General features: G+C 68.6%; 21 protein-coding genes. 6 read left to right on the forward strand and 15 right to left on the reverse strand.

The annotated features are described in order from the left end of the window. Position 1: 1 nt before the first annotated feature. The gene (locus tag BO221_RS25605) at positions 2-964 is read left to right on the forward strand and encodes an NAD-dependent epimerase/dehydratase family protein (RefSeq protein WP_073563111.1); all 963 of its coding nucleotides are present in this window, start codon (positions 2-4) and stop codon (positions 962-964) included. 9 nt (positions 965-973) lie between these two features. Here BO221_RS25605 and BO221_RS25610 read toward each other — a convergent pair whose 3' ends face one another. From BO221_RS25610 to BO221_RS25625, 4 genes are all read right to left on the reverse strand, one after another. After that, a complete protein-coding gene (locus tag BO221_RS25610; RefSeq protein ID WP_073563112.1) occupies positions 974-1,984 on the reverse strand; it encodes a DUF481 domain-containing protein in 1,011 nt (336 codons plus the stop codon). A gap of 258 nt (positions 1,985-2,242) precedes the next feature. Continuing rightward, positions 2,243-3,319 (reverse strand): phosphotransferase family protein, encoded by a 1,077-nt coding sequence (locus tag BO221_RS25615; protein ID WP_073563113.1) that lies wholly within the window; start codon positions 3,317-3,319, stop codon positions 2,243-2,245. Then, positions 3,316-4,140: an SDR family oxidoreductase gene (locus tag BO221_RS25620; protein ID WP_073563114.1), complete on the reverse strand. Its 825-nt coding sequence runs from the start codon at positions 4,138-4,140 to the stop codon at positions 3,316-3,318. The genes BO221_RS25615 and BO221_RS25620 overlap by 4 nt, the downstream gene beginning before the upstream one ends. Then, on the reverse strand, positions 4,137-5,381 hold the full coding sequence (locus tag BO221_RS25625) for an acyl-CoA dehydrogenase family protein (RefSeq protein WP_073563115.1): 1,245 nt from the start codon (positions 5,379-5,381) through the stop codon (positions 4,137-4,139). Before BO221_RS25625 ends, BO221_RS25620 begins: the two co-directional genes overlap by 4 nt. A gap of 78 nt (positions 5,382-5,459) precedes the next feature. Here BO221_RS25625 and BO221_RS25630 point away from each other — a divergent pair, with 78 nt between their 5' ends. Further along, on the forward strand, positions 5,460-6,428 hold the full coding sequence (locus BO221_RS25630; protein WP_073563116.1) for a LysR family transcriptional regulator: 969 nt from the start codon (positions 5,460-5,462) through the stop codon (positions 6,426-6,428). Here BO221_RS25630 and BO221_RS25635 read toward each other — a convergent pair. From BO221_RS25635 to BO221_RS25655, 5 genes are all read right to left on the reverse strand, one after another. Then, positions 6,409-8,301, reverse strand: a complete 1,893-nt coding sequence (locus BO221_RS25635) for a GAF domain-containing sensor histidine kinase (protein WP_073563117.1) — start codon at positions 8,299-8,301, stop codon at positions 6,409-6,411. The genes BO221_RS25630 and BO221_RS25635 overlap by 20 nt on opposite strands. A gap of 156 nt (positions 8,302-8,457) precedes the next feature. Beyond that, positions 8,458-9,960, reverse strand: coding sequence for an ATP-binding cassette domain-containing protein (locus BO221_RS25640; protein ID WP_073563118.1), 1,503 nt, complete (start codon positions 9,958-9,960; stop codon positions 8,458-8,460). A 198-nt stretch (positions 9,961-10,158) separates the two neighbouring features. Then, on the reverse strand, positions 10,159-10,536 hold the full coding sequence (locus BO221_RS25645; RefSeq protein ID WP_073563119.1) for a hypothetical protein: 378 nt from the start codon (positions 10,534-10,536) through the stop codon (positions 10,159-10,161). A 150-nt stretch (positions 10,537-10,686) separates the two neighbouring features. Continuing rightward, positions 10,687-11,754, reverse strand: coding sequence for an SPFH domain-containing protein (locus tag BO221_RS25650; RefSeq protein WP_073563120.1), 1,068 nt, complete (start codon positions 11,752-11,754; stop codon positions 10,687-10,689). Then, a complete protein-coding gene (locus tag BO221_RS25655; RefSeq protein WP_073563121.1) occupies positions 11,755-12,237 on the reverse strand; it encodes an NfeD family protein in 483 nt (160 codons plus the stop codon). Between the two features lie 93 nt (positions 12,238-12,330). On the opposite strand from BO221_RS25655, the gene BO221_RS25660 reads away from it, so the two are divergent. Together BO221_RS25660 and BO221_RS25665 are read left to right on the forward strand one after the other, a co-directional pair. Further along, on the forward strand, positions 12,331-13,098 hold the full coding sequence (locus tag BO221_RS25660; RefSeq protein ID WP_073563122.1) for a glucose 1-dehydrogenase: 768 nt from the start codon (positions 12,331-12,333) through the stop codon (positions 13,096-13,098). Between the two features lie 56 nt (positions 13,099-13,154). Then, positions 13,155-13,868 (forward strand): histidine phosphatase family protein, encoded by a 714-nt coding sequence (locus BO221_RS25665; RefSeq protein ID WP_158079911.1) that lies wholly within the window; start codon positions 13,155-13,157, stop codon positions 13,866-13,868. A 10-nt stretch (positions 13,869-13,878) separates the two neighbouring features. Here the strand turns inward: BO221_RS25665 and BO221_RS25670 are convergent, their stop codons facing one another. From BO221_RS25670 to BO221_RS25685, 4 genes are all read right to left on the reverse strand, one after another. Continuing rightward, positions 13,879-14,265: a hypothetical protein gene (locus BO221_RS25670; protein WP_143195674.1), complete on the reverse strand. Its 387-nt coding sequence runs from the start codon at positions 14,263-14,265 to the stop codon at positions 13,879-13,881. A 65-nt stretch (positions 14,266-14,330) separates the two neighbouring features. Beyond that, entirely contained in the window at positions 14,331-15,416 is a 1,086-nt protein-coding gene (locus BO221_RS25675; protein ID WP_073563125.1) for an acyl-CoA dehydrogenase family protein, read from the reverse strand. Between the two features lie 27 nt (positions 15,417-15,443). Continuing rightward, the gene (locus BO221_RS25680) at positions 15,444-17,456 is read right to left on the reverse strand and encodes a hypothetical protein (protein ID WP_073563126.1); all 2,013 of its coding nucleotides are present in this window, start codon (positions 17,454-17,456) and stop codon (positions 15,444-15,446) included. Beyond that, the gene (locus BO221_RS25685; RefSeq protein WP_233166255.1) at positions 17,443-18,564 is read right to left on the reverse strand and encodes a DUF3142 domain-containing protein; all 1,122 of its coding nucleotides are present in this window, start codon (positions 18,562-18,564) and stop codon (positions 17,443-17,445) included. Before BO221_RS25685 ends, BO221_RS25680 begins: the two co-directional genes overlap by 14 nt. Before the next feature lie 282 nt (positions 18,565-18,846). On the opposite strand from BO221_RS25685, the gene BO221_RS25690 reads away from it, so the two are divergent. After that, positions 18,847-21,882 (forward strand): error-prone DNA polymerase, encoded by a 3,036-nt coding sequence (locus BO221_RS25690; RefSeq protein WP_083681358.1) that lies wholly within the window; start codon positions 18,847-18,849, stop codon positions 21,880-21,882. Between the two features lie 14 nt (positions 21,883-21,896). Further along, positions 21,897-22,547: a hypothetical protein gene (locus BO221_RS25695; protein WP_073563127.1), complete on the forward strand. Its 651-nt coding sequence runs from the start codon at positions 21,897-21,899 to the stop codon at positions 22,545-22,547. 61 nt (positions 22,548-22,608) lie between these two features. Here the strand turns inward: BO221_RS25695 and BO221_RS25700 are convergent, their stop codons facing one another. After that, positions 22,609-23,535: an NAD+ kinase gene (locus BO221_RS25700; protein ID WP_073563128.1), complete on the reverse strand. Its 927-nt coding sequence runs from the start codon at positions 23,533-23,535 to the stop codon at positions 22,609-22,611. Continuing rightward, positions 23,528-24,505, reverse strand: coding sequence for an SPFH domain-containing protein (locus tag BO221_RS25705; RefSeq protein ID WP_073563129.1), 978 nt, complete (start codon positions 24,503-24,505; stop codon positions 23,528-23,530). The genes BO221_RS25700 and BO221_RS25705 overlap by 8 nt, the downstream gene beginning before the upstream one ends. Positions 24,506-24,530 lie beyond the last annotated feature (25 nt).

The following is a 24,530-nucleotide window of genomic DNA, read 5'->3' on the forward strand; positions in this document are numbered from 1 at the left end:
CATGAAGGTGCTCGTCACGGGCGCAGCGGGCTTCATCGGGTATCACGTGTGTGAGCGGTTGCTCGCGCGTGGGGACACGATCATTGGGGTAGACAACCTGGACACGTCGGGAGACGTGACCTTGAAGGCGACGCGGCTCTCCAGGCTGAAGGCGGCGCCGAACTTCGGTTTCCACCGGATGGACATCCGGGACGTGAAGGCGTGCCGGGAGCTCTTCGACGGGGCGAAGCCCGAGCGCGTGGTGCACCTGGCGGCGAGGGTGGGTGTGCGGGCGATGCCCTCGGAGGCGCCGGACTACGCGGAGACGAACGTCACGGGCTTCCTGCAGGTGTTGGAGCTATGCCGGCTGGCGAAGGTGGAGCACCTGGTGTTCGCCTCGTCGAGCTCGGTGTACGGGACGGGCACGCCGGTGCCCTTCGCCGAGAATTCGCCGGCGGATCACCCGCTGAGCCTGTACGCGGCGACGAAGCGCGCGGACGAGCTGATGGCGCACGTGTACAGCCACCAGTATGGGCTGCCGGTGACGGGGCTGCGGCTGTTCACCGTGTATGGCCCGTGGGGCCGGCCGGACATGGCGCCGATGCTGTTCCTCCGGGCGATTCTGGAGGGCCGCTCCATCGTGCTCCATGCCGGGGGCGACATGCAGCGCGACTTCACCTACGTGGACGACGTGGTGGAGGCGCTGGTGCGGCTGCTGGACAAGCCGCCCACGGGTGCGCCGCCGTACCGGGTGCTGAACGTGGGGAGTGGCACGCCGGTGACGATGGCGCGCTTCGTGGACCTGCTGGAGGAGAAGCTGGGGACGAAGGCCTGGGTGGAGCTGCGGCCCGCGCAGCCGGGCGAGATGCCGGTGACGTGCGCGGACGTGACGGCGCTGGAGCGCGAAACGGGCTTCCGTCCCTCGGTGCCCCTGGAGGAGGGGCTCGCGAAGCTGGTGGCCTGGTACCGAGGCACCGAGGGTTGAGCGGGGCGGCTAGAAGGTGATGGCGGCGCTCACCGACAGCGAGGTGTCGGTGGGCAGCTTGCCCGGGGCCGGAACGCTGTCGTACTGGAAGAGGAAGGTGGTGGCGATCGACAGCGCCTTCGTCAGCCGCACGGTGAGCTGCGTCTGGCTGTTGATGAGCAGGCGCGCGTCATCGACGAGGCTGGGCAGCACGCTGAACTCTTCCAGGAACGACACGTCCTTGGAGATGCCGTAGCGGAAGGCCACGCCGAGGCGGGGGCCGCCGATCGACACGTCCGCCAGGTTCGAGCGGATGGGGTAGTACTGGAAGCGCATCTCCCGGGCGTAGCGGAAGGCGAGGTCGGTGCGCAGGAATGACTCGCCGCCGTCCTTGCGCTTCTCGTCCAACCAGATGATGCCGATACCCGCCTCGCCCGCGCCGCGGAACTCCACGCTGCGCACGTGGTCCGTGTCCGCGGCGCCCAGCAGGTAGCCGCTGATCTTCTCGTTGAACCGGCGGTCTCCGCGCAGCTGCAGGGCCGCGTTGAGCGCCGTCACCTGCGCCACCGTCTCCACCTCGCCCTCGAGCCCGGGCGGACGGCTCTCGCCGTAAACGCCCGAGGCCTTGACGGAGTAGATCCAGTTCTCCGACTTGCGCTCCGCGGCGAGCAGGCCGTTGAACGTGACGGTGGAGGCGTTGCCGGTGATGAAGATGAGGCCCAGGCCCACGGTGACGTCCCAGACGTCCTTCTTGGCCTCTTCCTTCTTCTCGGCGGGAGTCTCGGGCTTCTGCTCGGCCGGGGGCTGCTCGGCGGGGGGGGCGGTGCGGGCGATGCCCCGGGCGAGGCTCTCGATGGCCTCGGCCATGCGAGCATTGGCCTCGGCGGCGCGCTCGGCGGCGGCGGCGGCGCGCTCGGCGGAGGACGCGGCGCGCTCGGCGGACTGCTCGGCGGAGGGGGACTGCGCCGGAGCGGTGGGCTGCGCGGGCGCGGGAGTCTGGAACGTCAGGAAGGCGGAGAGAAAGGCGTGGGCAGGAAGCACGGCGGACTCGCGGAAGATGGGTGACGTCAGCGGCTGGGAGGACGAGCGCTCACGGCCACCGGTAGGACGCAGCGTCTACTACCAGGAGCACTCGAAGCGCAAAGTCCTGTTTTCATCATCGGCCCCTCCTATGAGCACAAACCGGGCCAGCGCCGTCCCGTGGGGAACCCCGCGAGACGACGGGCCTCGGGTTTCAGGAAGGGGCGTGAGGGCTCCGCTGACACAGCGGATGACGCGTCAGCCGGGCACCTTGACGTGTCAGCGGGAGGCTCGAGACGCCTTCTTGATGATGCCCCGGCAACGCCAGTCGAAGTAGTTGATGAGAATCCAGAAGTTCTTGAACGCCGGGTTGCGCGTCTGCTTGTGGTGGTAGCGGTAGTAGATCTGCTGGGCGATGACGGCGAGGCGGAACAGGCCGTAGACCTCGTAGAAGGCCCAGTTGGCCGGCTTCAGCCCGGTGCGCTCGAGGTAGTAGGCGACGACCTCCTCGCGCCGGAGCATGCCGGGCAGGTGCGTGGGCTGGCGGCGGGTGATGCGCATCAGCCAGGGATCATCGGCATGCACCCAGTAGGCCAGGGTGTTGCCGAGGTCCATCAGCGGATCTCCCAGGGTGGCCATCTCCCAGTCGAGCACGCCAATGACCTCGGTGGGCCGCTCGGGGTGGAGCACCACGTTGTCGAAGCGCCAGTCGTTGTGGATGACGCAGGTGGAGACGTCGTCGGGGGTGTGGGCGGCGAGCCAGTCACGCACGAAGCGGAAGCTGGGGACGTTCCAGGTGCGGGCCTTCTCGTAGCGATCCGACCAGCCCTCGATCTGCCGCCGGGGGTAGCCGGCGCCCTTGCCAATCGATTCGAGGCCCACGGCGCGGTAGTCCACCCGGTGCAGCTCGATGAGCTTGTCGATGACGCCGAGGCACAGCTGCCGGGTTTGCGCCGCGTCCAGCTCGAGCCCCCGAGGCAGACGCGAGCGGAGGATGAGGCCGGGGATGCGCTCCATGACGTAGAAGTCGGCACCGATGACGGCCGGGTCCTGGCACAGGCCGATCATGGTGGGCACGGCGGGATAGACGGGCTTGAGCGCCTTCTGCACCGTGTACTCGCGCGCCATGTCGTGCGCCGACTTCGCCTTGGTGCCCGCAGGGGGCCGCCGCAGGATGAGGTCTCGGTTGGCGTACTGGAGCCGGTAGGTCCAGTTGGAGGCGCCGCCCGCGTACTGGGTCACCTGGGGGGTGCCCTCCAGCGAGGGCACCTGGGCCTTGAGCCAGGCATCCACGGCGGGGATGTCGAGCTCCTCGCCCGCGCGGACGGCCTTGGCCTCATCGAGAGTGGGAGTCATGCCTGCTGTGCCCCTCCATACCCGCGCATCCGGCGGGTGCTCTTGCGCATCACAGAGGCATAGATGTTGCGCGGGAGGAGCCGCTTCATCAACCAGGCCTTACGGCCGTCGGGGTGGGGGAGGACGTAGAAGTCGCGCCGCTCGACGGCCCGGAAGATCTGATCGGCGATGTTGTCCGCGGTGATGGGCGAGCGCTCGAGCAGCTTGCCCATGGCCGTGCGCAGCCCGGCGTTGGAGGTGCGCAGGGACTCGGTGAGGTTGGTCTTGAAGAAGGAGGGGCAGACGAGGCTGACGCCGATGTGGTGGTCCGCGAGCTCGTTGTGCAGCGTCTCCGAGAGCGAGACGACGGCGGCCTTGGTGGCGTTGTAGCTGCTCATCATGGGCACATCGAGCAGCCCGGCCATGGAGGCCACGTTGACGAAGTGGCCGTGGCCCTGGCGCTTGAAGAGGGGCGTGAAGACCTTGCAGCCGCGCACGACGCCCAGGAGGTTGATGTCGATGATCCACTGCCAGTCATCGAGGGGGACCTCGTCGATGGCACCGGCCTGGGCGACACCGGCGTTGTTGACCACCACGTCGACACCGCCCCAGTTCGAGGCGAGCCATTCGGAGGCGGTGCGCAGGTCCTCCTCGCGCGTCACGTCACAGCGCAGGTAGTGCGCATGCTGGGTGAGGGAGGAGAGGGTCTTGAGGGTTTCGGCCCCGCGGGCGTCGTTGACGTCGGCGATGCAGACGCGCCAGCCGGCACGGGCGTAGCGCAGGGCGATGGCCTGCCCGAGCCCACTGGCACCACCGGTGATGAAGATGCGCTGGTTGCTCATGATTCACGGCTCCTGGAGAACCCGCGCCGGGCGAGCTCGATACGGGCGATGACGCCCTTGTGAACCTCATCTGGCCCATCCGCGAGCCGGAGGGTGCGCGCCTGGGCGAAGAAGCCCGAGAGCGGCGTGTCGTGCGACACCCCGGCGCCACCGTGGATCTGGATGGCGTCATCCACCACCTTCTGCAGCACGTTGGGGGCGACGACCTTGATGGCGGAGATCTCGTTCATCGCGCCCAGGGCGCCCAGTTCGTCCAGCTTCCAGGCGGCGTAGAGCGTGAGCAGGCGGGCCTGGTCGATGGCGATGCGGGCCTCGGCGACGCGCTCGCGGTTGCCGCCGAGGTTGAGCAGCGGCTTGCCGAAGGCGGTGCGGCTCATGCCGCGGTCGATCATCAGATCGAGCGCCTGTTCCGCCGCGCCGATGCAGCGCATGCAGTGGTGGATGCGGCCGGGGCCGAGACGTCCCTGGGCGATCTCGAAGCCGCGTCCCGGGCCCGCGATGATGTGGGAGACCGGTACCCGGACGTCACGGAAGTGCACCTCGCCGTGGCCATGGGGCTCGTCGTAGTCGCCGTACACCGGGAGCATGCGCTGGATCTCCACGCCCTGGGTGTCCAGCGGCACCAGCACCATCGAGTGCTGATGATGGCGGTCGCCGCCCTCGTTGGCGGTGCGGGCCATGAAGATGATGATCTTCGCGCGGGGGTCGCCGATGCCGCTCGACCACCACTTCTTTCCGTTGAGCACCACCTCGTCACCCTGGACGATGGCGGTGGCCTGCATGTTGGTGGCGTCCGAGGAGGCCACATCGGGCTCGGTCATGCAGAAGACGGAGCGGATTTCTCCGGCGAGCAGGGGAGTGAGCCAGCGGGTCTTCTGCTCCTCGGAGCCATAGCGCCAGAGCACCTCCATGTTGCCGGTGTCCGGGGCATTGCAGTTGAAGACCTCGGGGGCCATGAAGCTGCGGCCCATCTCCTCGGCGACAGGGGCGTACTCGAGGGTGCTGAGGCCAGCGCCGAGCTTCTCGTCGGGCAGGAAGAGGTTCCACAGGCCCTCGGCCCTGGCGCGCGCCTTGAGCTCCTCCATGACGGGGGGAATCTTCCATTGCCGCCAGTCACCACCGTGGCTGGCCGAGCGGATCTGCGCCCAGTACTGAGCCTCCACGGGCTGGATGTGCTTCTGGATGAAACTCCGCACGCGCTCGCGGTAGTCCTTGGAACGGTCACTCGGCTCGAAGTTCATGAGAGGTCCCTTGTATCGCCGCCCCATCCTGTGGCGGGGCCCCTTGATGAATCCAGTGAATGTTGGTCATGTGTCCCCATGAATGGGGCTCATGAAACGGGAAAGCTGTCCCAGCTCGACCTCAACCTCTTCCGGGTGTTCGACGTCGTCTACCGGGAGCGGAACTTCACAAAGGCCGCCGAGGTCCTGTTCCTGAGCCAGTCGGCGGTGAGCCATGCCCTGGCGCGCCTGCGGGAGCAGTTGGATGACCCGCTCTTCGTGCGCCAGGGGCGGGGTGTGGCACCCACGCCGCTCGCCGAGCGTCTGGCCCCTGGGATTCAGGAAGCACTCTCCCTGTTCCAGCAGGCGGTGGCGCGCACCCGGCACTTCGATCCCCAGCGCGACGCGGGCCACGTCACGATCGCGATGAACGACGAGCTGGAACCGTCACTGCTTCCACGGTTCGTCAATCGCCTGCGCGAGAGCGCTCCGCAGGTCCGGGTGGCGAGCGTGCGGCTGGAGCGGGCCAGCCTCGAGAGGGACCTGGCGTCAGGGCGGCTGGACCTGGCGGTGGATGTGGCGCAGCCGACCGGGGCCGATCTGCGCCACACGGTGCTGCTGCGTGACACCTTCTGTGTGGTCAGCGCGCGGAAGCGGAAGCTGGATGTGGCGGCCTACCTGTCCGCGCGGCACGTCACCGTGTCCTCGCGGCGCACGGGACTGGCGCTGGAGGACCTGGTGCTCAGCCGCCTGGGTTACCAGCGCGAGGTCGCCGTGCGCTGCCAGCATCCCGAGGCGGCGTGCCGCATCGTTGCCGGCTCGGACCTGCTCCTCACGATGCCGCGGCGCTACGCGGCGGCGCTCAATGCCCCACTCGGCAACCACCTCCTGCTGATGCCGGTGGAGCTCCCGCCGGTGGAACTCCACCTCTACTGGCACCGGCAGGTGGATGACGACCCCCGCGGCCAATGGCTGCGCACGGAGCTCTTGGCGCGAACAGAGGGGCTGCGCGGTGAGGTAAAGCCAGAGACAGCACGGCGCAGAGCGGTCAGGAGCCAGGGGGGATGATGGAGGCGGAATCCGTGGCCTCGGCCATGCTCGTGGTGGGAATCGTGAAGAAGAAGGTGCTCCCCACTCCCGGGCTGCTCTCGACCCAGATGTGTCCGCCGTGGGCATCCACGAGCCCCTTCACGATGGCGAGTCCCAGTCCGGTTCCCTGCTTCCTTACCGCGTGTGCCTGCCAGAAGGGCTCGAAGAGGTGGGGCAGGTCCTCCTCGGGAATCCCGGACCCGGTGTCGCTCACCGAGAACCGCATCATCCGTTCCACCGGTTCGGCCCGAAGGGTTATCTGTCCACCCCCGGGCGTGAACTTGAGCGCGTTGCCGAGCAGGTTCGAGAGGATCTGGATCACCCGGTCACCGTCCGCGAAGACAGGTGGGGCGTTCTCCGCGATGGCGATCGTCAGCTGAATGGACTTCGCATCCGCGAGCGCGCGATGCAACTCGGCGGCCTCCTTGACGAGTGTAGCGGTCTGCTCCGGCCGGCGGTCCACGGACAGGCGGCCTGCCTCCAGGCGGGCGACGTCCAGCAGGTCCTGGATGAGCCGGGTGGCCCGGTTGGCCGCATTCCTGATGGCCTCGAGCGGCTTCGTGTCGGTGGCTCGCTTTTCGGGCGGACACCTCAGGAGCACCCCGGTGCTCAGGGAGATGACGTTCAGGGGGGTGCGCAGATCATGGGCGACGATCCGGAGCACCTCGTCGCGAGTGCGTGTCGCTTGTTCGGACTTCTCGTGGAGGCGGGCATTGTCGATGGCGAGCGCGGCGCGGCTGGCCAGCTCTTCGGCCATGGCGAGGTCCCGGGCGCCATAGCGGCGTCCTGATTCGGAGGCCACGAGGATGATGGCGCCCAGGATGCGCCCGCGAGCGATGAGGGGGGCGACGATGGCCGAACGAGGGTCGAGGCGGCGGAGCAGTTCCAGATGGCGCGCGTCCTCCGCCGCCGGCTCGAGCATCCCCGCGGGGAACTCCGGCAAGAGGGCCGGCCTCCCCGTCCGGAGGACGTCGGCGACGATGCGCCCCTGGCGGGACGGATTATGGGGATAGGCGGTGAGCAACTCGCGCAGGACCTGTGACTTCTCGGGCGTGGCCGCCATGCTTTCCACCCAGTGCACCCGCCCGTCGTCACCGATGAGATCGAGCACACACCAGTCCGCCAGTTCAGGAACGATCAGCCCCGCGACAGCGGTGAGCGTGGTCTGGGACTCGAGCGAAGCCGCGAGCCGTGGGCCCGCATCGGCCAGGAAGCGCCATACCTGCTCGAGTTGCTTGCGCTCGGAGATGTCCTGGATTTGCGAGATGAAGTAGAGCGGCTCGTTCTGGGCGTTGCGTACCGCCGAGGCCGTCAGAAGGACGGTCACCAGTTGGCCCCGCTTGTGGAAGTAGCGCTTCTCCATCTGGTAGGAGCTGATCTCTCCTTGGATGAGCCGGTGCAGGTTCGCCAGATCCAGCTCCAGGTCATCGGGGTGGGTGATGTCCTGGAACGTCTTGGAGAGGAGCTCCTTCCGCGAGTAACCGATGATCTCGCACAGTGAGCCATTCACGTTCAGGAACCGGCCATCCAGACCGACCATGGCCATTCCGATGGGAGCATCCTCGAAGGCAGTCCGGAAGCGCTCCTCACTGTTGCGCAGCCCGTCCTTCACGCCCTGCTCCATGTCCCGATGCTGCTCCTCCAGCCGGGAGAGGGCGTTCGCATTGCGCACGATCACGAGCAGGAATGCCGCCATCGTGATGAGCACGAAGACCGGGACTCCGAAGGTGGTTCCGTAGAGCCCCAGCCGTTCACCCAGGAGCCAGGCTCCCCCCACCAGCAGGGGGATGAGGATGGCCGCTGGGAGAAGCCGGCGGGCCATGATGCCTCCCAGGTCGTCTCGGAGGAGCATTCCCGTGCCTCCCAACAAAATGACCAGCAGCCAGAGCGGTGCCTCTCAAGATGACGCCGATCGCGGTATTCGGCATCATGATGCCCGCCCCGGGAGGGGGGCAAGCCGGACGAGCAGCCTGCTTCCTGCCCCTCGTGCCTCCAGGAGAGCGAGGCCTCAGTCCGAGGTGACGTCCACACCGCCCGGCCGTACCTGCCAGCGCGTGGTGGTACAGCGCCGCGCGAAGTGCGCGTCGTGCGTCACCAGCAGCAGGGCCCCGGGGTACTCTCGCAGCGCCTCCTCCAGGTGCTCGATGGACGGCAGGTCCAGGTGGTTGGTGGGCTCGTCGAGCACCAGTGCCCAGGCATGTTCTCCCAGCCCCCGCGCGATGAGCAGCTTGCGCGCCTCCCCGGGGGAAGGCTGCTCCGAGGCGAGCAGGCGATCCGGATCCACCCCGAGCGCGGCCACCAGGGACAACACCCGGCCCTTCTCCATGGGAGGCAGCTCGCGCACGGACTCCAGTGCCTCCTCGGCCTCGTCCGCGTTCAGATCCTGCGGCACGTACAGTACGCGCTCCAGTGGGACGCGCGCCTGTTCGAGCAGGGCCCGGAGCAGGGTGCTCTTTCCCGCGCCATTGGGGCCTTCGATGCGGATGCGGGCGTCCCTCGGCACGTCCAGCCGCAGCGGGCCGAACAGCTCCACCTCGCCCGCGCACAGCCGGGGCACGTCGAGGCTGAACAGCAACGCGTGGGGCGGGCGGACGTAGTCGACGAAGATGGAGCGGCCGAGCGTCTTCTCCACCTCGATGGACTCGACGGCGCTGGCGGCGCGCTCGGCCTCGCGGCGGATGAGCGTTACACTGCGGCCGAGCCGGGCATCCGCCCAGTTCACGAGGTTCTTGGCGCCCAGGGTGCGCGCGTCGCTGTCGTACTTGTCCCTCATGCGGGCGCCCGCGTTGCGCGAGGCGGAGGCGGCCTCTTGATCCCGGCGCGTCTTGTCGAGCCGCTGCTGGAGCCGGCGGTGCTCCTCCTGGGCCTGATGCCGGGCGTTGCGGCGGCCCTCCAGCTCGGCTTCCCAGGCCTCGCGCGCGGCCGTGTAGGCCCCGGGCCACAGGCGCACCGTGCCCCCGTGGACGCGCAGCGTGGACGTGGTGAGGGACTCGAGCAGCTCGCGGTCGTGGGAGACGAGCACGCCCACCCCGCGGAAGCGGCGCAGCGCGGAGATGAGCCACTCACGGGCCTCGGCGTCGAGGTGGTTGGTGGGCTCGTCGAGCAGCAGCACGTCCGGCTCGCGCGCCAGCGCCGCGCCGATCTGCCAGCGCTTGCGCTCCCCGGGCGATAGCGTGGGCCATCGCTCCAGGGCCGTCACATCCAACCCGAGCTGGCCGAGCAGCCGCCTCGAGCGGGAGTCATAGGCCTCGGCGAGCGCGGTGATGTCGGGGGTGAGCTCCTCGACACGCTGCGGACAGAGGTGGACGAGCGCCGAGGTGGGCTCGAAGTGGAGGTGTCCGTCCGAGGGCTGGAGCTCGCCGGAGATCAGCCGCAGCAGGGTGGACTTGCCGGCGCCGTTGGAGCCGACGAGGCCGGTCCAGCCCGCGGGGAGGTGGAACTCGGCATCGGAGAAGAGGGCAACGGCGTCGGAGAACGCGAAGGAAACGCGGTGAGCGCGAACGAGTGACACGAGGAACTCCAGAATCGTTCCGGGCACGCACGAGGGGCCCGGGGGTTGGCTGAGAGACAGCGCCGACGATTCAGGAGTGGATCTTCAATGGAGTACGAAGCCTCGTGTTCGAGGGGACCCGGACTGCGGGACTCGGACTTCAGCGTCCGGAGGTTTTAACCACGGACGGGCCCCCGCGCAATCCCTGACGTGCGAGTTCTAGCGAACGGGCACGGTCGCGGCGGCGGCCCGTGCCTGCTGAGCGAGCCGCCATGCGCCGACGGAAGCCGCCAACGCCGACATCGTCGTCAGCAGGAGCGCCAGGGCCACGTTGTGCAGCGCCTCCTGGAAACCCAGGTACAGCACCGAGGGACCCTGGTCAGCGAGCGGGCCCGCGTAGGCGCGCATCAGGTTCATGATGCCCGTGACGAAGCCCAGGCTCCCCGCGAAGAGCGTGAACAGCCCCAGGGTGATCATCAGGGGAATGTATCGGGACTCCGGACGGCTGGCGTAGCGCGCGCTGGTGAGCAACAGCGCCAGACCCGCGATGAACGTGGGGTACATCCCGAAACCACCCGCGATGAAGGCTTCCCTCATGTGCTCTCCTTTGTGATGAGCAACCCCTCGGACAATGGGGCTCGCGGAAGGTTCCAACCCGGGGACCGAGATACCCTCACCCCGACCCTCTCCCGGAGGGCGAGGGGATGTTGACGAGGTGAGGGGAGGGGCCCGCTGGAACTACTGGAACTACTCCTCGGAGGGGAGGGCGGGGCGGTTGCGCACCGGCACGGCCGGCGGCTGCGTCTGCAGCGTGCGCGACAGCGACTGCGCGCTCAGGGCCGCGGCGCTCGGCGCGGGCTGCGCCTTCGTGGTGCCCTCCTTCGCGAACACCTCCTTGAGCGTCGCGATGCTGCCCAACGCCGCCGTGGCTTCGTAGGGGACGAACATCTTGTTGTCGCCCTTGCCCAGCTCCTGCAGCGTCTCCATGTAGCGCAGCGCCAGCACCTCGGGCGTCGCACCGCCACCGGAGTTGATGGCATCGAAGACCAGCCGCGTGGCATCGGCCTTCGCCTCCGCGTCCAGCAGCGTGGCGCGCTTGCGGCCCTCGGCGCGCGCCACCTCCGCGTCACGCTCGGCCTCCGCGCGGAGGATCCGGGAGATCTTCTCGCCCTCGGCCTGGAGGATGGCCGCGGACTTGTCACCCTCGGCCTTGGTCACCTCGGCGCGGCGCTCGCGCTCGGCCGTCATCTGCTTGGCCATGGCGTCCTTGATGGCGGAGGGCGGCTCGATCTCGCGCAGCTCCACCCGCGTCACCTTCACGCCCCACTTCTCCGTGGCGTCGTCCAGGACCGTGCGCAGCTTGGTGTTCACCGTCTCGCGGCTGGTGAGCGTCTGATCCAGCGTCAGCCCGCCCATGATGTTGCGCAGGTTCGTCATCGTCAGCTGCTCGATGGCCAGCGCCAGGTTCTCCACCGCGTAGAGCGCCTTCGCCGGATCCACGATCTGGTAGTAGATGACCGAGCCCACCTCCATGGTGACGTTGTCATGGGTGATGACCTGCACGGTCTCGAAGCCCATGACCTGCTCGCGCAAGTCCACCAGGTGGCTGCGGTGGTAGTTGTGACCCACGCGCATCTCCATCACACGCGGCGAGTCGAAGAACGGGATGAGGATGTTCGGACCGCTGCCGGCCACGTGGTGGAACTTGCCCAGGCGCTCCACCACCATGACCTTGGCCTGGGGAACGATGCGCAGGCCCTTCACCATGGCGAACACCACGGCCACCGCACCAAACACAAAGAGGGCAGTACCCATCTAACGACCTTCCTTCTTCTGTTTCGGAGTCACTTCCAGGGACGCGGAGGGACGCCGCACCCACAATTTCAAACCTTCCACCTGCTCGACGACGACGAGCTCACCCTCGGCCACGCCACCACCGAGGGAGCGGGCGGACCAGAGCTCGCCATTGATGCGGACGGTGCCGCCGCTGTGCCCCTCGACCAGGGCCTCGGTCACCACGGCCTCCTGACCCACCATGGCCTCCACGCCCGTCTTCATCTTGGAGGCGTTGCGCATGAAGGCCTTCTTGAAGATGGTGCGCGAGCTGGCGAAGAGCGCCAGCGAGACGCTGATGAAGACCGCGAGCTGGGCGTTGATGCCCAGCCCCAGCGCCGCGATGAGGCTGGCGGCCAGCGCGCCCACCGCGAACCAGAGCACCACGAAGCCGGGGAGGGCCATCTCCAGCGCTCCCCCGATGATCGCCGCGAGAATCCACAACTGCCAGCCATGGATGTCCATGAACGCTCCTATGCGGCCGAGAGCTTGCCACCTTCGAGACGCGGTGCGCCAGGACCGTGTAGGCTCCGCCGCCTTCGAACCCCTGGAGGAGTGATGGCCGGAAGAGTCGAGGGCAAGGTGGCACTGGTGACGGGAGCCGCGTCGGGGCTGGGCAAGGCCGCGGCGGCCATGCTGGTGCGCGAGGGCGCCCGGGTGGCGCTCACGGATCGCAACGAGGCCGGCGTCCGCTCGGCCGCCGAGACGCTGGGCGCATCCGCCCGGGCCTGGGCGCTGGACGTCACGAACGAGCAGGACTGGCAGCGGGTGGTGGACGAGGTGGTGGCCACCTTCGGCCGCCTGGACGTGGTGGTGAACAACGCGGGCATCGGCGTCTCGAAGGACATCGAGACGCTTTCACTGGAGGAGTGGCGGCTCGTGCACGCGGTGAACCTGGATGGGGTGTTCCTCGGCTGCAAGCACGCCATCCGCGGCATGCGCCAGAGCGGCGCGAAGGGCTCCATCATCAACATCAGCTCCGTGGCGGGGCTGGTGGGGGTGGACACCCTGCCTGCCTACTGCTCGAGCAAGGCGGGGGTGCGCCTGCTGACGAAGTCCGTGGCGCTGCACTGTGCGCGCAAGGGCTACGGCATCCGCTGCAACTCCGTACACCCCACCTTCATCGAGACGCCCATGGTGGATGGGCTCGCGAGCCTGGGCGGCGACATGGCGGCGGGCAAGGCGAAGCTGTCGCGCATGATTCCGCTCGGCCACCTCGGTGAGCCGGACGACGTCGCCTACGCGGTGCTGTACCTGGCCTCGGACGAGTCCAAGTTGATGACCGGCTCGGAGCTCGTCGTGGACGGTGGCTCCACGGCGATGTGAGCAGCCCGCTGATGGGCTTCCGGGGTGAGCAGTCCTTCGAGAGTGAGAGGTGGCGGATGGGAGTGTTGACCCTGGTGCGGCACGGGCAGACGTCTGGCGAGTGGTACGACCGGGACCGGTTGTCCGAGCTGGGGATGCGTCAGGCCGAGCGGCTGGGGGAGGTGTGGGCGGCGGCGGAGCACGCGTTGGAGGCGGTGTACGTGGGACCAGCCTGGCGCCATCAGCAGACATGCGAGGCGGTGAGGGCGGCCTACCTGGCCCGGGGCCTGCGGTTCCCCGAGCCGGTGGTGCTGCCGGAGCTGGACGAGTACTCGGCGGAGCCGTTGTTCCGGGTGCTGCTGCCGAAGCTGGCGGAGCGGAACGATCAGGTGCGCGAGCTGATGGAGTCGGGCGCGCTGGAGGGGCCGGACGGAGCGCGGCGGCTGTTCCGGCTGTTGGATCCACTGGGCCGGGCGTGGGCGCGGGGCGAGCTGGAGGATCCGGCGGTGGAGCGCTGGAACTCGTTCGTCTCGCGGGTGGAAGCGGGGCTGCGGAAGATGATGCAGCAGCCGGGGAGGAAGGCGGAGGTGGTGGCGTTCACGTCGGCGGGGACGATGGCGGTGGCCACGGGGCTGACGTTGGAGGCGAGCGCGGAGAAGGTCTTCGCGCTGAGCCTCATGGTGTGGAACACCGCTTGTACGGACTTCCTCTTCTCGGGAGATCGGATCTCGTTGCGGAGCTTCGACGCGACGCCGCACCTGCTGGAGCCCGGGCTCCAGACGCTGCGCTGACAGGTTCCCATCAAGGCAGGAGGTTGGGGAGCACGAGCACCTGGAGCCAGTCCAGTGCCGCGATGGCCTGGAACTTCTCGGTGGCATAGGTGGATCCCCTGTGCCGCCACGTGAGCCTGGCGTACAGGCGGCCCGGTGAATCCACGCCGCGCTGGACCTTGTACTCCATCCCCGGTGGAGGCAGGCCGACGACCGGAGCCGCGGTGGTCAGCATCAGATGATCTTTGTCCGTGAAGACGTGCACCCGCATCTCACCGTCGAGGAGCGCATCGACGCCCAGGTACATGTTCCTCGCGCAGCGAACGACCCGGTGGCTGTCGCCTTCGTCTATGGCGCATCCCGGGTGCCTCGTGGACAACTCGATGCCCGCCCAGCGCAGAAATTCCGGCCGATCCATGAGGCCATCTTCTCCTGAAATGCCGCCCCGCGTGGGTGAAAGCGAGGCGGCGGAGTGCACATGACTCAGGCCGGTGGAGGCCCCAGGAGACCCAGGATGGCCTTGCCGAGGAGGTCGCGCGTGACGGCGGGAGACCAGGCCATCAGAGGCCCGCTCATGGCGTCACGGACGTAGCGCTCGATGGGGCGGCTCTTCAGGTAGCCCGAGCCTCCCGCGAGCTCCAGTGCCGCGGTGGCGATGGCGATGGCGGCGTCATTGGCCACCATCTTGGCTTGCATCTGCAGGAAGGGAGAATCCGGGGTGCGCTGGTCGGTGGCGGTGGCCGAGCGGATGGCCAGGGAGCGCGCCGCCTCCAGACGGGTGCTCATGTCCGCGACGGAGAACTGGACCCACTGCAGCTCGGCGAGCGGCTTGTTCTCCGGGGGAAGCCTGCGCTCCTTCGCGTAGCCGATGGCGAAGCCCATCGCCGCCTCGGCGATGCCGATGGAGATCCACGGCAGCCCCACGGAGATGGCGTTGGGCTGGGTGGGATCGAGCCGCAGCCTCCGGGACTCCGGCAGCAGTGTGTCCTGGAGGTGCAGGAGCTGGCTGCGGGTGGCCCGCATGCCCATGGGATCCCAGATCTCCTCCGCCCGGACGGAGTCATCCTTGTCGATGAGGAAGAAGCCGGGTTGCCCGTCACAGATAGCGCTGGTGATGAGGTACTTCGCGCCCTCGCCGCCGGAGACGAAGCGCTTGGACCCCGAGAGGCGCCAGCCTCCCTCCACGCGGCGGGCTTGCTGCAGCGGCATGAGGAACTGGTTGCCGCTGGTGGGCTCGCCCAGGGCGTTTCCGAACCAGGCGCCACGGCGGAACTCCGCCTCCATGAAGGAGGCCTGCGCCGGATCCGCCAGGGCCCGCAGCATCGCCGCCGACCCCTGATGCATCAGCCAGGCCGTGGCGAAGGAGGCATCCCCCCGGGCCAGGATGCTGATGACCTGCCCGAAGGTCAGCCACGAGGCGCCATCCAGGAGCGCCGTGTTCAGCGGCGAGTGATTCATGGCCGTCTTCCCCTCCTCGGGGAAGGTGGTCTCACGATCATGCTTCGCGGCCTGCTCGGCCAGCAGTACCTGGAGCCGCTCCGCTTCCTTCAGAAGATTCGCATCCGTCATCGTTGTCTCCACGTGAAGCGAGCCATTCTACTGGCGGCGTTTGCGGCGTACGAGGACAACAGCGCCCAGCATGGGCAGCAGGAAGCCCGCGCCCACCGTGGCCAGCGTGCGCAGCCTCCAGGTCCGCCAGGGCATGGCGAGCTTCTGGTTGCGCAACCGCTCGAAGTCCGGCTCCGGGCAGCGCTCGCCAAACAGCGTCGTGTCGTAGATCAACGCTCCGTTCTTCACGTAGGTGGTCCAGAGCCGCTGGACGCGCTCCGGCTCGGTGCGAGCGACGAATCGCGCGGCGTGGCACAGGAGCGCGGCGTATGCCTGACTGCGGGGAGGCACCAGCGCCGCGGCCCGCTCGGCGAGATCCGCCGCCGTGGAGCGGTAGTGGAAGCGCCGCGTGTGCGGTGGTGCGTGGGCGGTCAGCCGCGCGCGCTCAGCCTCCGAGTCGAGCGGCAGATCTCCCAGGATGGCTCGCGCAGGGGAACCCTCGGAGGCCCGCTGGATCTCGGCATTCCACTCGCCCACGTCGTACAGGCCCGCCACCCAGGCCCAATCTGGTGCCACTTCGGTGCCCATCATCTCCATGCCCGTGGAGCGCGCGAGCCGCGCCGCCGTGTAGAGCGCCTGGGCCTCATCCAGGTCGCGCCAGGCGGACCGGGCCTGCTCGAGTGCCTCCACGTACTGGCGCGCGGGCTCCTCCCACTTCGTGCCGCGGAAGTACTCCAGGGACTCCTGGCCACGCCCGCCGCGCAGCAGACGCCGCCCGAGTAGCAGACGGAGCTGGGCATTCACGTCCTGGCGCTCGTTCTCCTCCTGCCACAAGCCAGGCTCGGGCTTGCACCGGAGCTCCGGGCTGGAGGCATGGGCCACGATGAACCTTTGCAACTCCTCCACCGTCAGCACGCGCTCCGCGACATAGGCGATGTCCGGCCAGGAGCAGGTCTTCAGCACGAGCTCCGCCGCCTGTGGGAAATCGCCGCGCAGGAGCGCCAGGAGCGTCCGCTCTCCCTCCACATGGGCCCGTGGACGCTGCGGCATCATCCAATCCTGGGGCGCCCAGTTTTCCTGCTCCGGGTAGCCCTCCGCGGCCTCCGCGAGGAACCGTTCCGCCGCCGCCTTGTCTCCCCGGCGCACCGCCAGCTTCGCCTGCACCCAGGCGGCGAGCGGGGTCCGCTCCTGTCCGGCGAAGCGCTCGGCCAGGTCGAAGCGTCCCGCGCGCCACGCTCCCGCAGCCAGCCGGTCCGCTCCGGTCAGCCCGGGCACGGCCGCGAGTGCCTCCAGCAGACGCCGCAGCGGCGTGGGCGACTCCGTGTCGTCCACCCACAGGATCTCCTGCCCGCGCGTCCAGGCATAGGTGGCCATCAGGCGCTGCCCCAGGGGCTCCCTCAACACCTGGAGCAGGCGCGCCTCGTCACGGGCGATGGCCCGGGCCATGAACAACAGAGAGGTTGCTCCGTTCCAGCTCCCGTGGGCCGCCTGCTCCGCGTAGAGATGGATCGCTCCCGTGTCGTCACCCGCTCTCAGCAGGGGCCGTGCTTCCTCGCCCAGGCTGGCGGCCGCCAGGCCCAGCGGATCGTCGAAACCCTCTCGCACCAGAGCGCGCACCTCGGCGAAGCGCTGCCGTGCTTCCTCCAACTCCGTGCCCGCGCCCGCCATCCGCCCCAACATGAAGGCCGCGAAGGTGGAGAAGCGGCGGCGCTCCCCGGCGGGCAGGGCGAGCACTTCCTGGAAACGGGCACGCGCCTCGTCCCAGTGCCCCTCGTGGAAGACCTTCGCACCGGACTGGTACAGCTCCGTCTCGCGGGCACCGCCACCCGTCCGGGATCCCTCCGGTTCCTTGGCGGTCTCGACGACGACGAAGGTGTCCGCCGGCTTCGGCAGCAGGTGCGAGACCTCGTGCATGAAGGCACTGTCCGGCAGTTCCGCCAGCAGACGGGCCCGATCGCCCAGCAACACGGGCGGGAAGTCGGGGCCGCAGGCGCGCGCGTGGCGCACGGGAGTGAGCACCACCAGGAAGACCAGGAACGTCAATGCACTACGGAGCAGCAATGGCCACCTCGGATCCCCGGACGAAGCCAATGACACGGCGCTCGCCGGCGCGCAGCCGGGGAGGCATGCGCGCCACGAGCGAGGTCCCTCGCGGGGCATAGCCGCCCACGCCATCGAGGACCTCGAGATTTCCAGAAAGGGTGAGGCTCGCGGGAGCGGGGGCATCCACGCGGCCGGTATTCTCGATGACGATGTCCAGCGTGCCTCCGCCCGCGTCCACCAGTCGCGGGAGGAACCGCGGGTCGAGCGATTCACCGCGCACCACCGCCGAGAGGGTGGACGTGCTCCACGCCTCTGGATCGCCCCGATGTCCGAGCCGGAACCAGACGATGCCCGCGACTCCCTCCACGGGGCGCTCGCGCAGTCCGGCGAGGAAGCGGGCCACCTCGCGAGGCTCCGCGGACAGGGGCGTCCCATCGTGCAGCCGCACACGGTAGGTGGGGAGCGCCACGTGGAAGGGACGGCGGGTGACCCGGGACCAGGCCTCGATGAAGCTCCGGGCCTCGCCGGGGGTGAAGAGCGTGGGAGCACGCACGGCGTGCACCTGGACCACGATGCCATCGGGAATGGAGACGAGCCGGGCGAGTGCCGGCGAGGTGCTCCACGTGGGTAGCGCCGTGAGGGAGAGCGCCAGGTCTCCGAGTGCCGCCCGCTCGCGAGCCAGCCAGTCCGCGTAGGCGGGCAGTGCGGCGGTGGCGCAATCATGATCCAGCTCGATGCCCCGGACGCGGACGCCCTTCGCCTGCCAGGCACGAGCGTGGGTAGCGACTTCCTGGAGGGAGATGCCCTCGAGCGGCGCCGTGCCATCCACGCGCATTACCGCCACTACCTCGCGGCCGCTGCGAGCCAGTGCCTCCACATCCACCGCGATGTCCACCGGCGTACGGGAGGGTCCGGAGCGCTCGCGAGCCAGCACGCGGAGAGCACCCAGCTCCGAGGGAACGTCCGCGATGGCCTGCTCCAGCTCGGGGCTCCAGTCGCGCTGCCAGACGTAGGCCTCGTGGACGAGCTCCTGTGATGGCCGTGAGTCCCCTCGCGAGCAAGCGAGGCCGAGCGAGAGGAACAGCACGCCCAGCGATATCCAGGTGCATCGTCGTATCGAGGACACCTTGGAATCCTAACCCGGTTCGAGCGGCCCCACTCCCTCGCCCTCCGGGAGAGGGCTGGGGTGAGGGTATCCGGCTCCCGAGTTCCCACCCGTGTGCATCCCCTCTCCCTCTGGGAGAGGGTCAGGGTGAGGGTCTGGATCAGACGTCCCAGGTTCCACCCCGAGCCACACCCGGCAAGAAGGTCACGCGGGATGATCCCACTTCCTGAGTGACGTGACACGGCGGGTAGACTGTACATACCTACTGGGGCGGACCTTCCGCCTGAACGGCCGCTCAGTAGGGTGGCGAGCGTGTACGCCGAGCTGGTCTGCCGGTCGAACTTCTCGTTTCTGCGCGGGGCATCGCACCCCGAGGAACTGATCCAGGCAGCGGCGGAGCGGGGACTGTCCGCCGTGGCGCTGGCGGATCTGGACGGCCTGTACGGAGCGGTGAAGGCCCACCTCGCGGCGAGGGAAGCGGGAATCAAATACCTGATCGCCAGCGAGCTGACACTGCTGGATGGCCCGCCGGTGGTGGTGTACGCGCAGGACGCGAGGGGCTACGCGAACCTGAGCCGGCTGATCTCGAAGAGCCGGATGTTGCACCCCAAGGGCGAGGCGGGCCTGCCGTGGCGCGAGCTGGCGGAGGGCAACGAGGGGCTGCTGGCGCTGCTGCCGTACCCTGTGGCGGCGGATCGGGTGGGGCCGCTGGCGGAGTCCTTCGGGGATCGCTTCTACGTGGGCATGTGCCGCACGCTGTCCTCTGGGGACGAGGCGCGGGTGGCGAAGGCGAAGGCGCTGGCGAAGACGCTCGGGGTGCCGCTGTGCGCGCACAACGATGTGCACACGCACCAGCGGAGCCGCCAGCCGTTGCAGGACGTGCTCACGGCCATCCGGTACAAGACGACGCTGGGGCAGCTCGGGACGAGGCGGCTGCCCAACGCGGAGCGGACGCTGAAGGGGCCGGAGGAGATGGCGCGGCTGTTCGCGGACTGCCCGGAGGCGCTGGAGCGCACGGTGGAGCTGGCGAGCCGCTGCAACGCGACGCTGGACGGGTTGCGCTACCACTTCTCGGAGGAGGATCTGCCGCCGGGGCAGACAACGTCGACGTGGCTGCGCGAGCTGACGTACCAGGGGCTTCAAGTGCGCTACCCGGGAGGCGTGCCACCCGAGGTGGTGAAGCAGATCGAGCACGAGCTGAAGCTGATCGCGGCGTTGGACTTCGCGGGGTACTTCCTGGCGATCTGGGACATCGTCCGGTTCGCGCGCTCGAAGGGGATTCTGTGCCAGGGGCGTGGGAGCGCTGCGAACTCGGCGGTGTGCTACGCGCTGGGCGTGACGGCGATCGATCCGGTGCGGATGGGGCTGCTCTTCGAGCGCTTCCTGAGCATGGAGCGCAAGGAGCCGCCGGACATCGACGTGGACTTCGAGCACGAGCGGCGCGAGGAGGTGCTGCAGTACGTGTACGAGAAGCACGGCCGGCACCGGGCGGGGATGGTGTGCGAGGTTATCTGCTACCGGGGGAGGCTGGCGCTGCGCGAGGTGGGCAAGGCGCTCGGGCTGTCGCTGGACCAGGTGGACCGGCTGGCGAAGGTGGCGGGGGCGCACGGCGAGATGTCGCTGGAGCTGCTGAAGGAGGTGGGGCTGTCGGAGGAGGACCGGCGGGTGCGGCAGACGCTGGCACTGGCGCAGGAGATCGAGAGCTTCCCGAGACACCTCTCCATCCACGTGGGCGGGTTCGTCATCACGCGTGAGCCGCTGGTGGAGATGATCCCGGTGGAGAACGCGGCGATGAAGGGCCGCACGGTGGTGCAGTGGGAGAAGGACGACCTGGAGGCGGTGGGCGTCCTGAAGGTGGACCTGCTGGGGCTCGGGATGCTGACGGCGCTGGCGAAGTGCCTGGCGCTGATCAAGGAGCACCACGGGCGCGAGCTGACGCTGGCCACGATTCCGGCGGAGGATCCAAAGGTCTACGACATGCTGTGCAACGCGGATTCGATCGGGGTGTTCCAGATCGAGAGCCGGGCGCAGATGAACATGCTGCCGAGGCTGAAGCCGCGGTGCTTCTATGACCTGGTGGTGGAGATCGCGCTGATCCGGCCGGGGCCGATCGTCGGGGACATGGTGCACCCGTACCTGCGGAGGCGGGAGGGGAAGGAGCCGGTGGAGTACCCGTCGGAGGACGTGCGGCGGATCCTGCAGAAGACGCTGGGGGTGCCGCTCTTCCAGGAGCAGGCGATGAAGCTGGCGATGGCGGTGGCGGGCTTCACGCCAGCGGAGGCGGACGGACTGAGGCGAGCGTTGTCCCACAAGCGGGCGGAGGAGCGGCTGGGGCCGTTCCACCAGCGCTTCGTGGAGGGCGGAGTGGGGCGGGGATACTCGCCCGAGTACGTGGACACGCTGTTCCGCCAGTTCCGCGGGTTCGCGCACTACGGCTTCCCGGAGAGCCACTCGGCGAGCTTCGCGCTGCTGGCGTACGCGTCCTCGTGGCTGAAGTGCCACTACCCGGCGGCGTTCACGGCGGCGCTGCTGAACTCGCAGCCGATGGGCTTCTACGCGCCGCACACGCTGGTGGCGGACGCGCAGCGGCACGGGGTGAAGGTGCTGGGCGTGGACGTGAACCACTCGGGGTGGGATTGCACGATGGAGGAGGGCGGGGCGCTGCGGTTGGGGATGCGGATGGTGCGAGGGCTCCAGGAGGCAGCGGGGCGGCGGGTGGAGTCCGCGAGACAGGGAGGGCGCTACGCGAGCATCGGAGAGCTGGCGAGGCGGACGCGGGCACCGCGGCACGAGCTGGCGCGGCTGGCGCTGGCGGGGGCGCTGGGGAGCATCAGCGGCTCGCGGCGGGACGCGCTGTGGGAGATCCAGGCGCTGGGCCCGCTGGAGGAGACGGACCTGTTCTTCGGGATGGCGATGGACGGGACGCAGGTGGAGCTGCCGCAGATGAACGTGGCGGAGCGGGTGAGCAAGGACTTCGAGACGGTGGGCGTGTCGCTGGAGAAGCACCCGTTGGAGCTGTTGAGACCGGCGCTGCGCAAACGGGGCGCGGTGACGGCGGCGGGGCTGGAGCGGGTGCGAGCGGGAGCCCGGGTGGCGGTGGGCGGGATGCTCATCACCCGGCAGATGCCACCGACGGCGAAGGGGTTCTGCTTCCTATCGCTCGAGGACGAGACGGGGATCGCGAACCTGGTGGTGGCACCGGACGCATATGCGCGGTTCCGTAAGGACATCCATGGCGCACTGTTCCTGGTGGGGCAGGGGGTCTTGGAGAAGACGGGGAAGGTGCTGAACGTGAAGGTGCAGCACCTGGAGCCGCTCGCCCAGGGGCTCCCGGGCTGAACTATGCTGCTTGGATGATCTCCCTCCTGCTCACTCTGTCGCTGCTCGGCTCGACACCAGCCGAACTCAAGCCAGCCTTCATCGTCATCGCCGATGGAGCCAAGACCCAGGCCGCCGCCGCCGCGAAGCTCAAGAGCTACAAGGCGAAGCACCTGCCGGAGCACGGTGACTTCCCCAAGGTGATGGACTCATCCACCATCAAGGGGCTGAACCCGGGCTTCTTCATTGTCGTCGCCGCGATTCCCGCCAACGAGGAAGTCGCGAACACACTCGCGGCGTTCATCCGCAAGACGCTCCAGGGCGCCTACGTGAGGCGGGTCGAAGTCGAAGCACCCGAAGCGTTGCGGCTCCTCGCCATCGAGCGCGTGAAGGTCCACGACTCGGAGCCCGATTCCATCTCCTACACGCTGCACCAAGAAGATCCGATGCGCTACTCGATACGAGGGCGTAGCTACCCCAGCCCGGACAACGGACTTGTCATTCCCTTCACTGTCGACTCGACGCTGCCCCAGAAGTTCCGTGTCAGCGAGAACCATAAGGAGGAGATGTCGATTTACTGTGAAACCGATAATCCGGAGCAGCTGAAGCAAGGGTTCGGTCCTGATGATGTGCTCGTGCTTCGCGTGCCAGAACTGAATGTCCACTGCCGCATCGCGGGCGATTGAGAGTGCCTTGCCAGTGGTGCCACCGGAGCGGCTTTGGATGTGCTTCCTGGAAAGGACTGTCTCAGTGGACAACGAGCCGGGCGCGTTGGGCGGCCGGACGCACGCGGGCCGTGGTGCCCGCGTTGAAGGCGAGGAAGTCCTCCTCCACTCCATCACTGAAGATGACGCCTCCCGAGGGCATCCGAGACTCCACCTCTAGTTCTTGCTGAGCGCTGACGAACCCGGCCACCAGGCTGGCCGCCGAGTGCCGGCTGATGAAGGGCTCGCGCACCACGAAGGCCAGCCGCGGGTCCTCCCAGGTGAGCCGCCAGGGCTGGCCTGGCTGCCCACCCGTCGCCGCCGTGAGTCCCTGGGCCAACGTGAACACCGAGGACAGCCAGCCGCTCGAACCTGCGCCCGTGGAGACGATGATGCCGCTGGAGGACTGGGACTCGGCGCGCTTCTCGTAGTGCAGCATGTATCGTGCGGAGACGTGGGTTCGCGCCCCCAGGAACAAGTCGTTGAACCCGAGCAGCCGCTGGCCATCGCTCAGCACTACCTCGGCGAGCGTCACCTCGCGGAAGCGGGCGTGTGACTCCAGCACATGGCGCACCGCCACCCGCGCCTTGTCGACGCCGAAGGGCAGCAGTACGCCATCGAAGCGCTCGGGGTCCGGGTTGACGCCGACGATGGGCTGCGAGCCCACGTACTTGGCCACGTTGGCCACCAGGCCGTCCTGGCCCACCGTCACCACCATCTCCTTGCCGGTGAAGAGGAAGGTGGGCACCAATGAGCGGTCCACCTGCTGCACCGGCAGGCCGAGCTCCAGCAGCTTGTGCAGCGCATCGAGCGAGCGGCGGTAGGTATCATCCTCCCGTGCGTAGTCCTCGAAGTCCTGTCCGGCGTGCTCCAGATAGAAGCGTGCCTGCGAGCGTGTATTGAAGCGCTCCACCAACTCGGCGAGCCTCGTCTTGCGGGTGACGAGGACGATCTTCTCGTACTCAGCCATGGCGGCCCTGGTTGCCGGACGGGCCCGAGAGCAGCGAGCGCAACAGGTCCGGGGACACGTTCAGCTCGCCGATCTTCCCGGCGTTCTCGGCCATCTCGCGGAAGGCGAGCGCGATGTTCAGCTTGGGATCGTTCCCACCGCCAGCCGCCGCCATGAGCACCTTCCAGTCCATGTCCCGCACCGGGGCGAGCGTCTTCTCCAGCGCGTAGGCCTTGGCCTCGGCGGCCTTGCGCTCGTTCTCGCTCCAGCGCTCCATGAAGGAGGCGCGCTGCTCCTCCACGGCGATGTCCGCGGCGATCTGTGCCTCGCGGATCTGCCGCTTGCCGGCCTCCACGGACAGCTCGGTGGCGATCTCGCTCTCCTTGATGCGCCGCTCCTGCTCCACGGCGGCGTTGCGGCGGGCGTAGATGGCCTCGTCCGCGCGCCGCTGGAGGGCCTCGCGGGCCTCGGCCTCCAGTGCCCGAGCCATCTCCGGGGTAGGGCGTGCCGAGAGCAGCGAGAAGCCCTGCACCTCCACGCCTAGCATTCGCACCGCCTCCGTCTCCCGGAGCGCCGCGAGCACCTTGCCCTCGATGGTGGCCGCCTGCACGAGCACCTCGCGCAGGGGCATGGATTGCACCACCGTGCGGGCGCGCACCTGGGCAATCTGGACGAGCCGCTCCTCGAGCTTCGAGGGGTCTTCCGAGGCGTACTCGCCCGAGGGCTTCACCGAGTAGTCGAGCAGCCCGGCGAGCAGCTTGGGGTCGGCCACGCGGTAGGTGAGCTGTCCCTGGAGGGTGACGGCCTGGAAGTCCTGGGTGACCTCGTTGAAGGCGAAGGGCACGTCCGAGCTGGCGAGCGGCACGGCGACCACGGTGGTGGTGGGTGCCCAGTAGAAGAAGGAGAGGCCCGGCCCCTCCCGCTTCACCCGTCCATCCTTGAACTGCATGACGTACGTCGTCGGAGGCGCCTTCATGTACCGGATGCTCATGGCCGGACTCTTTCTGTCTTCGTGT

The sequence above is a fragment of the Archangium sp. Cb G35 genome (assembly GCF_001896145.1).
GTDB lineage: Bacteria > Myxococcota > Myxococcia > Myxococcales > Myxococcaceae > Archangium > Archangium violaceum.

Coding starts and splice junctions, on each gene's coding strand:
- BO221_RS25605 (WP_073563111.1), top strand. CDS start 2: ATGAAGGTGCTCGTCACGGGCGCAGCGGGCTTCATCGGGTATCACGTG.
- BO221_RS25615 (WP_073563113.1), bottom strand. CDS start 3,319: ATGACTCCCACTCTCGATGAGGCCAAGGCCGTCCGCGCGGGCGAGGAG.
- BO221_RS25620 (WP_073563114.1), bottom strand. CDS start 4,140: ATGAGCAACCAGCGCATCTTCATCACCGGTGGTGCCAGTGGGCTCGGG.
- BO221_RS25625 (WP_073563115.1), bottom strand. CDS start 5,381: ATGAACTTCGAGCCGAGTGACCGTTCCAAGGACTACCGCGAGCGCGTG.
- BO221_RS25630 (WP_073563116.1), top strand. CDS start 5,460: ATGAATGGGGCTCATGAAACGGGAAAGCTGTCCCAGCTCGACCTCAAC.
- BO221_RS25635 (WP_073563117.1), bottom strand. CDS start 8,301: ATGCTCCTCCGAGACGACCTGGGAGGCATCATGGCCCGCCGGCTTCTC.
- BO221_RS25645 (WP_073563119.1), bottom strand. CDS start 10,536: ATGAGGGAAGCCTTCATCGCGGGTGGTTTCGGGATGTACCCCACGTTC.
- BO221_RS25650 (WP_073563120.1), bottom strand. CDS start 11,754: ATGGGTACTGCCCTCTTTGTGTTTGGTGCGGTGGCCGTGGTGTTCGCC.
- BO221_RS25655 (WP_073563121.1), bottom strand. CDS start 12,237: ATGGACATCCATGGCTGGCAGTTGTGGATTCTCGCGGCGATCATCGGG.
- BO221_RS25660 (WP_073563122.1), top strand. CDS start 12,331: ATGGCCGGAAGAGTCGAGGGCAAGGTGGCACTGGTGACGGGAGCCGCG.
- BO221_RS25665 (WP_158079911.1), top strand. CDS start 13,155: ATGGGAGTGTTGACCCTGGTGCGGCACGGGCAGACGTCTGGCGAGTGG.
- BO221_RS25670 (WP_143195674.1), bottom strand. CDS start 14,265: ATGGATCGGCCGGAATTTCTGCGCTGGGCGGGCATCGAGTTGTCCACG.
- BO221_RS25675 (WP_073563125.1), bottom strand. CDS start 15,416: ATGACGGATGCGAATCTTCTGAAGGAAGCGGAGCGGCTCCAGGTACTG.
- BO221_RS25695 (WP_073563127.1), top strand. CDS start 21,897: ATGATCTCCCTCCTGCTCACTCTGTCGCTGCTCGGCTCGACACCAGCC.
- BO221_RS25700 (WP_073563128.1), bottom strand. CDS start 23,535: ATGGCTGAGTACGAGAAGATCGTCCTCGTCACCCGCAAGACGAGGCTC.
- BO221_RS25705 (WP_073563129.1), bottom strand. CDS start 24,505: ATGAGCATCCGGTACATGAAGGCGCCTCCGACGACGTACGTCATGCAG.